Raw genomic sequence first — 14,139 nt, 5'->3', positions numbered from 1 at the left:
GTGTTCATGACACGCTTACACTATAGCTATAACTAGTAGTAGAACTATCTTCATCAGAGCAGGAGCTCTCTATTGGCTGCACATTGAATGAGGAGGCAAATAAAGAATGGCAAAAGCCATGATAGTGAAGCGGGAGAATGGTGAGCGTACAGTCAACAAAACCTAATGATCTAACTTATCGCTGATGCGGGGATTAACTCTGCATCGTCGTTAGTAGCTCCATCATATCTTTAGAGCTGATGTTCTTCTTATGCCTGACTACAGCGTCAATCATCAATTCTAAATTCCCCGCAGAGATATAATCCTTAAGCACGTCATTGAATTTTTCCTGTATCTCATCACTTGTGTACAATTGCTCAGGAATGAAGAATAGAAACTGACTGCCACTACTACGAAACGAGATAGTACTTTCCGGTACCTTTGCCGTCAGGGACTTAGCAGCTGAACTCACCACCAAGTCTCCATATTCAAGTCCATACTTTTGGTTTATCTCACTAAGGTTTCTGATTCTTACAAAGTAAAGGTCGAAATTACCGTTTGTTGGATAGCTGTTCTTAACAAACTGCATGAGCGAGACTCGATTGCGAAAGCCAGTAATGAAGTCGGTAGAATGAAGTTTTCGTTTGATTGCAAAGTCGACGTAAAAAATCGCTCCTGTCACAAGCAGTAGCAACACCAGAAATACGCTGCTTATCTGATGCATCATCACCAACTTGTCGACCATTGTGGTGTTTTCTTCAATAACCGGGCTTTGAAGTCGAAACTTTTCGTTAATAAATTCGACCAGCGTGTTGTAACAAATATCAATTTTCTTCTGCAGTGATTCCTTAGGCAAAGCGCCTTGATTCACCAACTTAATTGAGGATTCTAACGACTTAAACTTTTCAAACTCTGCGGTAAAGTACGGTTTAAAGTTTGCTGAGCGAATAAAATTGGACGATTCAGTGCTGTTGATCAGAATATCAAAACGACTCCAAGTAATGTCATATGCCAACCAAAGTTCATCATAATCGATCGTCTTTGCGTGGCTAACCATCAAGAAGTTTGCATACTCTTTGACGAGTTGAAAAACAAACCAAGTGGCCTCATTTTGGCGGTTAGAAAAGCTCTTGTTGATGTCATTAATTCGAGTGACACTGTAGATATTGACGGATAGAACAACCACGGCCAAAGACAAAACAACGACTTTGATTGCGGCCATAGACAACAGCTTCTTCATAATTAGCCTCTACAGGTGAATATCACGAATCTGCCAAATCATCTTGGCATGGAAATCAGGGGTATTGGTTTCAGGGTTCGCAGAGATTGGGTAAATCAACCAAAACGGGCCTTTCTCTCTCACAGACATAAACTCCCCATTCTTTTTAATCGCAATGATGGGTTCATAGGTATCAAAATCTTCTTTGGGCACCGCAATTTTATAGTCATTCAATGCTACGAAAGTGACTTGTGATGATATCGGTAGATCCATATTTTCAAGCACCGTTTGTAACGTCACACCACTATAAACGGTCAGACCCTCGACCCAAGGCAAGGTGGTAGTAATTTCTTTTTGAGGAAGTGACAGGAGTTGCTCTCTACTAAAACCATGCTTTTGCCCGGAGTGGTCGAAAACCGTTAACTCTGAGGCTGCAAAAATCGAAAACGAGCAAAGCCAAAGCATCAACAAGAATACAGTTCTCATTCTAAACTCCATTTAAAAAGGTCACTAATTTGAGTCTAGTATAAATTGACCATTTAACTTGTACCGATACCACTCAGATTGATTGGTATCGCTTTATCCCTAATGCCCCTACACCTCGCTGTTTTTCAATAACTTCGCCGTTTCTCTGTCTCTTCCATCACCGCTCTCGTTCAGCACTCCCTACCCGCTTGACGTATTCCTTCTCAACCGTCTAGTAACAAAAACTCGTATTTTACTCTGCGTAAGTAAACCAATAAGCCCTATGAATACGTATGAAACAACAAAATTAACAATAAATATGAGTAAGTCAGTAGCGAGAATGCTGGTTGCTGCATAACCTTTAATCGAACGTAAGCAGCTTTAAGAGACTTAATAACGAGTTCCAGTCGTTTCTACTTCACCAGTTGATCTCGTGTATTGATCTTAGAAAGCTTACTCATTTCATAATCAAGGGAATCGAGAATGAGTTTGAATATAAAAAAATTTAACCCCATGGCGACACTTTCTACCCTAGTAATGACGCTGGTCATGTTTCCTGTTTCTGCTGAAGTTAATCAAGAACAATTCGAATTAGGTAAACAAAAAGCTAAAGTGTGTATGACCTGTCATGGCGCTGATGGCATCTCAACACAAGATCCCTACCCGAACCTTCGCGGTCAAAAAGTGGGTTATCTCATCTCTTCATTGAAAGATTACCAGACTCGAGAAAGAACCAGTGGCTTAGCGATTCTCATGCAACAACAAGCCGACACGCTCTCAGACCAAGACATCCGTGACATTTCCTATTTCTATTCTGTGCTCGGCAACGAAGCAGGCTCGCTCAGCGATTCAAATTAAGTCAGCGATTCAAAACCTCTAGGCAAGGAGCCTTGTTATGGAACAAGTGACAACGCAATACAGCATTAAGGTCGTGAAGTACTTCATCATTGCATCCTTAGTGTGGGCGATTGTAGGTATGATCATCGGCGTGATTCTCGCCGCGCAATTATATTGGCCAGTCTTAAACTTTGATTCTCAGTATTTCCAATTTGGTCGACTGCGTCCGCTACATACCTCTGGAGTAATTTACGGCTTCGTCGTGAATATCTTGATGGGGACGTCTTTGTACATTGCCCAGCGAACAGGCCATTGTGACTTGTTCAACAAAAGCCTTTCATGGATGGTATTTTGGGGCTGGCAATTCATCCTGTTACTTGCGGTCATTTCCTTACCCGCAGGCCACACGACCTCAAAAGAGTATGCGGAGCTTGAATGGCCAATCGACTTGATGATTGTGTTGGTTTGGGTGCTGTACGCGGTGTTGTTCTTTGGCACCCTTGCTAAACGAAAGGTCAGCCATATCTTTGTGGCTAACTGGTTCTTTGCTGCATTCATTATCGTCGTTGCAATGATTTTCATCGTGAACAACCTCGCGATGCCTGTGTTGGCGATGAAGTCCTACTCTGTGTTTGCAGGCGCTCAAGATGCGATTGTTCAATGGTGGTGGGGACATAATGCCGTCGGTTTCTTGCTGACCGCTGGTGTGATTGGTATGAACTACTATTTCATACCCAAAGCGGCGGATCGACCTATCTACTCGTACCGTTTGTCTGTGATCCATTTCTGGGGCTTGGTCGGCTTTTACACGTGGGCCGGAACGCACCATTTGGTTTATTCTTCTGTTCCCATCTGGATTCAGAACATCGGCATCGTTATGTCTTTGATCCTGTGGCTCCCTTCTTGGGCAGGCGCGTTCAATAGCGCAATGACCCTCCTACAAAATAAAGAAAAGCTGAAGTCCGACTACATTCTTTTATTCTTTTTCTCAGCGATTCTTTACTACTGCTTGGCAACATTCGAAGGTCCGCTACTCGCTATTCGCTGGTTCAACATGGTGGCACACAACACCGAATGGATCATCGGGCACGTACATTCCGCGGCTCTCGGATGGGTTGGGATGTCAGGGATAGCGGTTTTTTACTACTTCATTCCACGCTTATGGGGCCAAACCGATCTATGGTCACGACGACTGATTAAATGGCACTTTTGGCTTGCTCATGCTGGCGTCGCCATCTATGCAATAGCACTTTGGATCGCAGGCATCGGCGAGGGATATATGTGGCTCGCTCAAAATGAAAATGGCGAACTGATTTACAGTTTTGTAGAAGCTATGGACTTTAAAGCACCTTGGCTATTCATGCGTTTCTTTGGTGGCGCGCTGTTTGTACTTGGATTGTTCTTAATGGCTTTCAACTTGTACAAAACGGTTCGTATGCCCGTAACAAATGATGCTAAACACACTGTTAATGAAGGAGCTTAAATGATGAGTAAAGACTTTACACATTCAATCGTCATTTTAATTTTGACCACTGTTGTCGTGGCCTCCTTCTCTTTATTGGTCTGGGTAGTGCCAAGCATTGTCCGTGGCGATGATATTGCCAAAGGCAGCTTAGCGATGCCTCTCACACCGATTGAGTTAGCAGGCCGAGACATATACATCAGTGAAGGCTGCCATGTTTGTCACACACAAATGGTTCGCCCTCTAGAGCCAGAAGTGAAGCGTAATGGTCGCCCGAACCAAGAAGCAGACGATATCTATGAGTTTCCTAACTTGTGGGGCTCTAAACGTACTGGTCCTGACCTCACTAACTTAGGTAGAAAGTATTCTGACCAATGGCATGCTATTCACTTAATTGACCCTCGAAAAGTCGTACCGACCTCGATCATGCCCTCTTACCCGTGGCTATTTGAGCAGACTCTGACTGGCGATGATATTAGCGCCAAAATGGAAGTGTTACGTACCTTAGGTGTGCCTTATACCGATAAAGAAATTGGTGATGCCCGTTTGCAAGTTAGAGGCAAAACCAAAGGTGAAGCTCTGATTCGCTATTTACAAAGCCTGGGTAAAGATACGTCACAGGAGGTATTACAATGAGCACATTCTGGAATCTATGGGCGGTACTCTTAACCTTAATATTCTTTGTTCTGATGGTGTCTGTTGTCGTTAAATACTGGCGTAGCAATCACAAGGCCGATCACGACCACACCATTGGCACCTTTGATGGTATTGAAGAGAAAGATGCGCCTCCACCTAAGCTGTTATTTATCAGTTATGCAGTGGCATTTCTTTTGTCTGCGGGTTATTTGGTGCTCTACCCCGGGCTTGGAGAATGGGAAGGCTTAGTCGATTGGGAACAAAGCGACGATAAGCTCAGTTCACCATCCACCACTCTCAATGAGCAATTTGCACAAACCAGCGAAACCACGTTAGAGGGATTAGCTGCTGTCCCAGAGATCGTGAACAGCGGTAGGATTCTATTCCAAACTCACTGTGCCGCTTGTCACCGAGATAATGCACAAGGTCAGAAACACTTCCCTAATCTTATCGACCAAGAATGGTTATACGGCGGCAGTGATGAAGCTGTGATCCATTCGATTGCCAAAGGGCGAAATGGAGCGATGCCGGGTTGGAGTGAAATCATGCGCCCAGACGAGGTGGCAAAAGTCTCCTACTATCTAGCCTCCCTCAACCAACGTCATACCGATGTGCCGGAGATTAAAGTCGAGCTCGGTAAAACCTTGTTCGTCCAATACTGTTCGTCTTGTCATGCCGATGGTGCTGTCGCTAACCCAGCGATTGGCGTACCTGATCTTTCCGATGATATCTGGCTTCACGGAGGGAGTATTGAAGAGATTCAGCACACCATCAATTACGGTTTGAACAACCTAATGCCTGCGTTTGATGAGCAGCTCAGTGAGAACGAGATACTCGCGCTTGGGGCTTATATCCGACACGCTGGTGACGTAGAGCAACAACGGCTCGCGAGTTTGAAAGCATCATCTGTTGAGCGCGGAGAATATCTCGCTTATGCCGGTGACTGTGTGGCTTGTCATAGTGCAGAAGGTGGCGAACCCTTTGCTGGCGGCCTACCCTTTGTCACCCCCTTCGGCACCGTGTATTCAACCAACATAACGCCACACACTACCGAAGGTATTGGGACTTATGACTTCGATGATTTCCGAGCGGCGTTAGTCGCAGGTAAAGGCAAGAATGGTTACCTGTACCCTGCAATGCCTTACACCTCCTATCAATACCTCACCGACCAAGACATGGTGGATTTATGGGAATACATGCAGTCAATCACCGCCGTGCCGCGACGCAATGATGACAACAGCATGATGTTTCCATCCAATATTCGCTTAGGTTTGCTTGGCTGGAACATCGTATTCATGGATACCGACCCTATTGATTATGAAGTGCCAGAGGAACTCAAAGGAGAAATTGAGAATGTCGATAAGTGGCAACAAGGCAAATATTGGGTCGCAGGACTTGGTCACTGTTCGGAGTGCCATACACCTCGAAATATTGCCCAAGCACTGATACCAGAACGTATTTTCCAAGGTAACTTGATCGACGGTTGGAACGCGCCTGATATTACAGCCAATGAGCTCTATATCGATGGTTGGGATGAAGCAACACTCACAGACTTTTTACACACAGGACATTCAGACAAAGGCACCGCTTTTGCGGGTATGGCTGATGTAGTGAAAAACAGCCTAAGCTTGATGACGCGTGAAGATATTGAGTCGATGTCCTATTACCTACTCAGTGGGGACATCAACAACACCATTGCCAGTGATGCCGTTCAGTTACAGCCTAAAGGGTTTGATGAAGCTGCGTATGCCAGTGAAATCTACACCACGTATCGTCAAACCTGTGGGGCCTGTCATGGTGACGATGGTAAAGGTCGCGATCCAATCGCCCCTACTCTGTTGAACAACGGTATTATCATGCACAGCGACCCATTCAATACCATTGCGGTAACGGTGCGCGGCTTGCAACCCACCTATCTCGACAAAGACAGAAATTTCATGCCAATGGCAAGTTTTGAGGATGTACTGTCGGATCAACGCTTAGCTGAGTTAATCACGTTTGTGCGTTTAAACCTTGGCGACAGAAATGAACCGGTCACGGCTGAGCATGTTCGAGAGGTAAGAGAAACACTTGAAGCAGCAGGCTATGCAGGTGGATTACACACCACACCTGAAATGTACGAAAATCGAGATAAGAACATTAACATACGATAGGCGCTGTAGCTGTGCGTAGCCGATTGGCTCAATAAACAGCGAACAGCACGTAACTTTTATCTTTGCTAACAAGCCAAAAGGAGGCCACTGTGTCTCCTTTTCTTTTGCCCAAACCCGAGTTCCGACACTTTGCCGCACAACACAATTGTAACTAACTGATTACACAATTAAGCAGAGCTGCACATAATGCGATCAATCTCGCAGAACAAAGATGATACCAAGTGCATAATATGCAAAATTTTCTAAAGATGTACTAAGGACAGTTATGGATACAACTACACTCATCTACGATACGTTGGAAGGCCTATCGAGCGCAAAGCCACAGCAACACGCTCAAATCCGCCAAAATCTATATAACCAATTAGATTTATCATTTGAGAAGCAGTTGGCTTTGTATTCATCAGTTCTTGGTCCAGCAAGTGCTGGTAGATTGACCGATTTGGATAGTGCAGTGATGTCTGCACGCAAGATTGTTGGCTTAGAAAACAGCTAAGCAACCTTTAACCTATCTCAACTTTAACGCTGCCATTGTGCAGCGTTTTTTTATGGACGCTATTTACGATAAGTAAGGTTGGTTACAATAAATGCTGTTAGTTGCGATAAATACGGTTAGTTGCGATAAACGCGGTTAAGAAGATAAGTGCAGTTAGGTCTGTTTTTCAAGTTACACGCATTCTCATTTGGTTAATCTTATGTTCCATTTTTAACAGGTGTGTAACCACAATAATGGCGCTAATGTTAGTAGCACGTTAACCACACATCGGATGGAAGAATCATGAGAGTACTTATTGAATATACACAAACAGGCAAATACCGTGATCATGCGTGGGAAGCATTAACGATTCGTTCAAAAGGCGAAATTCAAGCTGTAACTCCCTCTTATGCGGCTCAGCTTATCGAACAGAACCGCGCCAGCTTATTGACCACTGAAAATCAAGATATCGTCATCCAACCTTAATGGCTTCAAGGGCTACCCCTCCTAGTTCCTTAAATCGAATAGTTCGATGACATAAAAAAACGCTGCATGGGTGCAGCGTTTTCTTGTTTCTGGCGTATCGTATTTCTAACGTAGATAGTTTCTAAAGTAGAAAGCTTCTAACGCATCTTGTTTCTAGTGCAAATAGCTTGATTACTTTGGCAGATTTTCTAACGCTTCAACCATCGTCATCAATTTATCGACAATCCTTTCGCCGTCTACTCGCAAGCCATTGTGTTCATATTCATTGGTGATCCACGCTTTCGAGTTAGGAATGTTCGCCAATGTTTCACGGCTGTAATCCAACTCAACGTACATGTCATCGGCGTAAACGGCACACGCCATTGGCACTGTATTCTTGCTCAACTGCTCTGCGTTGTACAAAGTGCCCCAGTCCGACTTTTCAGCCAACATGTTCGCGGCTTCACGCAGTGGCTTCAGCGTTTCAAGTTGGTCGAACATCCATGGGTACACCATTTCACCAGTAAACCAGAACTCACTGCCCGATTGGTAGTTGAAGTGTGGGTACTGCTCACGAACACGATGTGCAGACCAGTTAGACGCTGTACCTTGACAGTAAATCGATTCATGCAAGATTGCGTAAATTGGGTTAGTTAAGTAACCCTGCTCTTGCTGCATTTGATTTAGGAAGCTGTAGCTCAGCTGTCTGTTACCGTTCACTTCAACAAACGCACTCTCCAGTGTGAAATACATTGGAAGGTTTGCTTCGCCGCCACCAAGATTAATACCTATTAGCTGGAACTGTTCAACTGTGAACACCTGACCGTTTGGCAGTCTCACATCGTTGTTGAGCAGGTAATCAGAGATCTCGCGACACATAGCTTGTGCTTGTGGGAACTGAGCAAAGAAAGCTCTGTTTTTGTCTTCTACACGCTTGTAAGTCGCACGATAAACATCGTCAGCTTCTCGTTCAATAGAAGGAATGCCGCCCGTCACATAACAACGCTGCAAGCTCTGTGGGAACAGTGACAAATAGCTCAGTGTACAGAAGCCACCAAAGCTTTGACCAATCGTCGACCATTGCTTAATACCAAACTGTTCACGAATCGCTTCAGCGTCACGAACGATGTTATCCGCTCTGAAATGCGTTAAGTATTCGACTTGTTGTTCTGGAGACAAATGCGCCAAAGTTTCATGGCTGATAACCGTGCTGTTGCCAGTACCACGTTGGTCTAGAAGCAGAACACGGTAGTTTTGTAATGCACGCTTTAGCCAACCCGATTGACCACTCACCCGTGGAGAAGGAAAACCTGGGCCGCCTTGAAAGTAGATCAACCACGGCAGCTCTTGCTCATCTTTAGCGAGATCAACCAGCTCACGTGCGAAGACTTGGATCTGTTGTCCATCTTTGGCTTGATAATCAAGTGGCAACTCGAAAGAGTGCTGACGGTACAGGGTGGTTCCATCAATAAAGTTAGCTTGCACGCTTCATTCCTTTTTATCTGATTCTAAAGTCATTGGTACGAATAAAAATGGCACCCTTTGGCACCGTAGTTAGCAAGATACGCATACTAGCTTGTAAATGAAACCGTTTGTTGAACCTGAATGTGAAGGTACTTCATTAAATCGCCAAATTAACTTTATACGCGTAACAACTTGTGTCAAAACAGAGAGTTTAAGATGTGATCTATTGAGAAGAAGAACAAAAGTGGGACACAAATAAAAAGAGCTTAACGAGGTGAGGATACGTTAAGCTCTTTGGTTTTATCTGTTGTAAATGAGGTTTTTAGGTTGAACAAGCTCAGGCTTTATAGGTTTAGTTTCTATAAGCCAAAGATCTATAAACTGAGCTTCTGTAACTTATAGCTCTATAAAACAAAGCTAAGAAGCCTCGAGCTCACCTGCACCTTGAATTGAACGTTGGCTGTTTTCAACAAGGATAGCCGTCGCCGTTTCTTTCAACGCGCCCCACTCTCCATCGTCAACTTCAATGCCCTCGTTCCACGCCTTCTCTTGAGTTTTAAAAAGCGCTTCCGATTCAATGTGTGTTTGGTAGCCATCTGACAAACGTTCGATATCGAAATCCTGGACGGAAAGCTCGATGGTCATATTGTGGATATGATCGTCCGATGCCAGAGGCAAATCTGATAAAAACAGTTCTGGTGCAACGCAACCACGGTTAAGCACATACAAGGTGCTCTTAGGATTTGAGCCATTATCCCAACGTGCGGTACATGCGATGCCTTTCGCTGCCAGTTTTACAAGCTCACTGTACGCTAACCAACGGTTATGACAGTTGTTTAGCTCGATTTTCAGCGTCTTTTTACCGACCATTTTTTCAATGGCGTAATCCATCACCACAGGAAGATGACACGCTAAGCTCGCCTTGTGCAGGTCCACTTCAACTGTGTTGTCGCTTGTCACTTGGATGTCTACAGGGCAATCGTCTTCTAGCCCCATAAAGTTGCTCGCATTGTTAAAATGACGAACACCATCCAAGCCAACCATTTGTAAATCTGCCACCATGTTCGCTATCACATCGGCTTCACCACATGTACGACGCATACCCAGAAAGGCTTTATTAACGGCCGCTACCAGTTCATTGTGAGAAACGATCATAACGATTTACCTCCATGTTGGCCGTTGATATGTGTAGGAACTTTATTTGAGTCAGCGATCTCCGCTTCACTTGGTAAGATTGGGAACACCCATTCGTCCTGATGAATTTCATCAAGCAACGGTGCGCCTTGGAAGAAGGTCACGCGAACCCAACGATCTGAGCGAGGATCAAACTTAGTCGCTCCAAACATCGCTAGCTTACAACGCAGCAAATGCATTGGTGGCGAGTCTTGGTGCAGCACGTTCATTTGAATGTCGCCCATCGCCTTGTTACCTAACGTCCACACACGGCGCGCAATGGCACGATGCTGCGGTTGTTTAACAAGGAATTCAGCCAATGAAAGCTCTGGCGCGAATTGCAATAAAGCATGGTACAGACGGTAAGCTTGACGGCCGATATCCAACGGCAGTTCGCGCTCTTCGCCGAGTTCCTCGCCTCGAACACCGAGCCTTGGCTCTTCTTTGTCCTGAGAGCGATACCAGAACCAGTAGTTATTTTCTGCTTTCGTAAAGTCAGTCGTGATCGCCCAACGGTACTTTTCTTCTAACACAACCAATAGGTCTTGGATCTTTTTGCCACTAGGAAGCGAGAGTGTTTCGCTACAATTCATTTGCTCTTGATGGGCGTCCACTAATTCTGGGTACAATTCCATCAAGCATGAGATAAGGATTTCTTGGGCTTCCATACTCATGTGCTTAGATTGTTCAACTAACTGCGCCCATGTATCGCAATGGTTTACAGAAGCTTCTAGTGACTGTTCTGCGTGTTTCAACTCATCAACAGCGGTTTTGTTCAACTCTTGCTGATTTTCATTGATGGTAACAACTTGTTCTAAATGACAAATCGCTTTTTTAACTAATGTACGTAGTGGCTCAATCAACTCCGTATCCGTGTGACTAACTAACACGTCAGCTAATGCATGCTCACGTGTTGTCATCCACTGATCGACAATACTCGGGTGGTTAATAAGGTATGGCGCCATGCCTAAACCAGTCGCATTACCAACACCAAGGTAACGCTGTAATCCTCTATGCAAGGTAATCGCTTGTTCACCGCCCTGTTGCTCGGCTAGGTAATGAACCCAATCTAGGCTGAACTCACGCAGCATATAAACCGCACACATTTGCGCACTAAACGACTGATTAAAATCTGGATTCTTTTCCAAGATTTTAAAGTCAGCAATACCAAACTTACCATTACCATAAACCGCTGTGGTTCGTAGGATGTAGCCAACTTCCGCTAGCTCTTTTGGCGTTGGTTGAACACCTTTAGCCAAGTGACTAACAATATGTTCAAACACTCGTACACTTTTGTTGGCACGCGCTAAAACAAGCACATTGTTAGGGTTACGGCCTGCTTCTTGTAGCGGTACATTCGCACGAAGTCTCTCAAGTAGGGTGACATCAACATCACCAAGAACCAGAGCAAACGTTACGTCCCACTTTTCAGCAATTACACGGTCATTTCGTTCGTCGTCTGCAATCTCATCGCAGAAAACAACCAAATGATAAACATGATTTGGCGTCGCAAGCTTATAGATAACATGACCAAAGCCCTGAGCGTCTAATTGCCATTCATGTTTGGTCACTTTCCATTCTTGCTGCGCCATTTTACGAATCAGAGTTCTAACGAAGCTGATACGTGTTTGGTGCATTGCACCTAGCCTTTCCGGTGCCATGACGACAGTCGCGTCACGTAGTGCTGATTCAGTGTAGGTAGAACGATGTGCATCCATTTTGCTCACCACCTTATAGTTATAGGATTTTGCTAGCCATTCAGAACCGATCGTTGCTGTCTTTTGAAGCATATATAGCGACAGTATGTTGGTTAGCTTTCACGTTTTTAATCGTTATTGATATTATCGAGGCAAGCGAACTCGCCACTTATTATTTGTCCTGACTAGATCGATTGACCTAAATACGTGCCGCCCGGTGTATCTTCACCAGTACGGTTTTTATCTTCCTTCCGGAATCTTGTATCAGCCTTCTTTCAAAGGCTCACACCTTGTTTATCTTCAGTTTTTAGAGAGCTTTATCTCTACATTTTCTTCTTTATACCGGCATTGATGTTTTATAAGCCTTGATCTTTCGCCATCTTGATTGCGATTTGAGGCGCATTCCAAAGTGATGGCAACAAGATTAAGGACACCGGTACCGCGGTGATAACAATGAAGGATTGCAGCGCTGAAATACCGCCAGAGCCTAGGGAAATCAGAATTAACGCTGTTACCCCCATCATCACACCCCAGAAGGTACGAATAATTGCATTCGGTTCTGTCTCACCACTGATCACCACACTGATGGTGTAAGTCATTGAGTCACCGGTCGTTACGATGAAGATCGTGGTTAAGATCAAGAACAGAATTGAGATAAGCATTGGCATTGGTAGCTGCTGAGTTACCGCCAGTAGCGCACCTGGTAAGTTAAAACCTTCAAACGCCTTACTTACGCTGCCTGGGTCTGCAATTTCAAACGCAAGGCCAGAACCGCCAACAATGGTGAACCAGAAACATGTTACGAACGGTGCAATAAGACTGATGGTTGATACCAATTGGCGAATACTACGACCGCGTGAAATACGTGCGATGAAGATTGCCATCATTGGGCCGTAACCTAAGAACCAACCCCAGAAGAATACTGTCCACCAGCTCAACCAACCTTCGTCACCACGGTATGTTGCCATTGGGATGAAGTTGTCTATCATGCTGCCTACACCTTGGATGTAGCCATTGAAAATGAAGTTTGTTGGGCCGAAGATCAGAATGTAGACCATCAATGACATTGCTAAAATTACGTTGTAACGGCTTAGCATTTGCATTCCGCGGTTAAGACCACTTAATGCCGACAATGTGTATAGAACGATAGCGAACAGGATGATGATAAGCTGCGTCGTGAAGCCATCAGGAATATCAAACAGTGCGTTCAGTGCGTAGCTCACTTGCAAGCCTAAGAAGCCGATAGGACCAATGGTGCCCGCCGCTACTGCGACAATACAACATGCATCAATCAATGCGCCGGTGTGACCTTTCAATGCTCGCTCGCCTAAAACTGGGTAAAGCAAAATACGAGGTTTAAGCGGTAAGCCTTTGTCGTAGTGAAGGTGCATCACCACAATAGACGTTAAGCTACCGACAATGGCCCATGCTAGAAAACCCCAGTGCATGAAGGATTGCGATAAAGCATTCACCGCGCCTTGCTGTGCGTTTTCTTGTGCGCCGTACAATGGTGGTGGGCTAACGTAGTGAGCGATAGGCTCTGCTGCTGCCCAAAATACACCGCCACCTGCCAGTAGCGTACAGAAGATGATCGCCATCCAACGGAAGCCGTCCATTTCAGGTTTAGCGATGCCGCCTAGGATAACCTTGCCTGTTCGCCCTGCCGCCAGGCCAAGACCAATAAGAAAAGTCAGAAGAAGAAGCATTTGCCAGTAAGGACCGAATACTTTTACAGACCATGCAAAGCCCGTATTTACTAGGCTTGATAACAGCTCGCCATCAAATAGAGCAAGTGCCACGAACAGAGCGATAAAACCGCCGCTGTACCAAAGTGCTGGGTTGGATAGGCCTAATTTGTCTGACGTAGACTCAGACTCGTTTGTGTTGCTTTTTGCATTAATTGTTGTGTGTGCTTGACCCGCATTTAAGCTTGAAGATTTCACGCTATTGGTTAAATCAGACATACTCTGACTCCAGAGGTTTCTTTGCAGCTGTCATTTGAATGATGACTACAAGGGTGTATTTAACACCTGCCCTATTGTTTTTTGTGTTGGGCAGGCTAATCCATGTTTGGGTTACCGCGTTGCGAAATAGACCGTTGTTCCTTTTGAATAGTG

Annotated in this window: 12 protein-coding genes; 6 read left to right on the top strand and 6 right to left on the bottom strand. The window is 44.9% G+C overall.

Going from position 1 to position 14,139, the window contains the following annotated elements; translation table 11 throughout:
- Positions 1-193: 193 nt before the first annotated feature.
- Together AB4512_RS14835 and AB4512_RS14830 are read right to left on the bottom strand one after the other, a co-directional pair.
- On the bottom strand, positions 194-1,219 hold the full coding sequence (locus AB4512_RS14835; protein ID WP_017069848.1) for a GGDEF domain-containing protein: 1,026 nt from the start codon (positions 1,217-1,219) through the stop codon (positions 194-196).
- 9 nt (positions 1,220-1,228) lie between these two features.
- Entirely contained in the window at positions 1,229-1,684 is a 456-nt protein-coding gene (locus AB4512_RS14830; protein ID WP_017069847.1) for a hypothetical protein, read from the bottom strand.
- 462 nt (positions 1,685-2,146) lie between these two features.
- On the opposite strand from AB4512_RS14830, the gene AB4512_RS14825 reads away from it, so the two are divergent.
- The 6 genes from AB4512_RS14825 to AB4512_RS14800 all read left to right on the top strand — a co-directional run bounded on the left by AB4512_RS14825 (position 2,147) and on the right by AB4512_RS14800 (position 7,709).
- Positions 2,147-2,521, top strand: coding sequence for a cytochrome c (locus AB4512_RS14825; protein WP_029235248.1), 375 nt, complete (start codon positions 2,147-2,149; stop codon positions 2,519-2,521).
- Between the two features lie 37 nt (positions 2,522-2,558).
- The gene (gene ccoN / locus AB4512_RS14820) at positions 2,559-3,983 is read left to right on the top strand and encodes a cytochrome-c oxidase, cbb3-type subunit I (protein WP_017069846.1); all 1,425 of its coding nucleotides are present in this window, start codon (positions 2,559-2,561) and stop codon (positions 3,981-3,983) included.
- Positions 3,984-4,598, top strand: a complete 615-nt coding sequence (locus tag AB4512_RS14815) for a cbb3-type cytochrome c oxidase subunit II (protein WP_372175109.1) — start codon at positions 3,984-3,986, stop codon at positions 4,596-4,598.
- On the top strand, positions 4,595-6,751 hold the full coding sequence (locus tag AB4512_RS14810; RefSeq protein ID WP_102393760.1) for a cytochrome c: 2,157 nt from the start codon (positions 4,595-4,597) through the stop codon (positions 6,749-6,751). Before AB4512_RS14815 ends, AB4512_RS14810 begins: the two co-directional genes overlap by 4 nt.
- A gap of 265 nt (positions 6,752-7,016) precedes the next feature.
- Positions 7,017-7,244, top strand: a complete 228-nt coding sequence (locus AB4512_RS14805) for a PAS factor family protein (RefSeq protein ID WP_004730426.1) — start codon at positions 7,017-7,019, stop codon at positions 7,242-7,244.
- A gap of 282 nt (positions 7,245-7,526) precedes the next feature.
- Positions 7,527-7,709 (top strand): hypothetical protein, encoded by a 183-nt coding sequence (locus AB4512_RS14800; RefSeq protein ID WP_372131852.1) that lies wholly within the window; start codon positions 7,527-7,529, stop codon positions 7,707-7,709.
- 171 nt (positions 7,710-7,880) lie between these two features.
- Here the strand turns inward: AB4512_RS14800 and AB4512_RS14795 are convergent, their stop codons facing one another.
- The 4 genes from AB4512_RS14795 to AB4512_RS14780 form a co-directional block, all read right to left on the bottom strand.
- Positions 7,881-9,173, bottom strand: coding sequence for an alpha/beta fold hydrolase (locus tag AB4512_RS14795; protein ID WP_017064721.1), 1,293 nt, complete (start codon positions 9,171-9,173; stop codon positions 7,881-7,883).
- A gap of 396 nt (positions 9,174-9,569) precedes the next feature.
- A complete protein-coding gene (locus tag AB4512_RS14790) occupies positions 9,570-10,307 on the bottom strand; it encodes a DUF3726 domain-containing protein (protein WP_017064722.1) in 738 nt (245 codons plus the stop codon).
- Complete coding sequence (locus AB4512_RS14785) at positions 10,304-12,115, bottom strand: hypothetical protein (RefSeq protein WP_372175108.1); 1,812 nt, start codon at positions 12,113-12,115, stop codon at positions 10,304-10,306. The genes AB4512_RS14790 and AB4512_RS14785 overlap by 4 nt, the downstream gene beginning before the upstream one ends.
- 263 nt (positions 12,116-12,378) lie before the next feature.
- Complete coding sequence (locus AB4512_RS14780; RefSeq protein ID WP_372073224.1) at positions 12,379-13,986, bottom strand: BCCT family transporter; 1,608 nt, start codon at positions 13,984-13,986, stop codon at positions 12,379-12,381.
- Between the last annotated feature and the right edge of the window lie 153 nt (positions 13,987-14,139).

It is taken from the genome of Vibrio sp. 10N.222.52.B7 (genome assembly GCF_041474275.1).
In the GTDB taxonomy this organism is placed as follows: domain Bacteria; phylum Pseudomonadota; class Gammaproteobacteria; order Enterobacterales; family Vibrionaceae; genus Vibrio; species Vibrio crassostreae_C.
The sequence above is the reverse complement of the archived record's forward strand: the minus strand, read 5'-3'. Positions and strand labels throughout refer to the sequence as shown.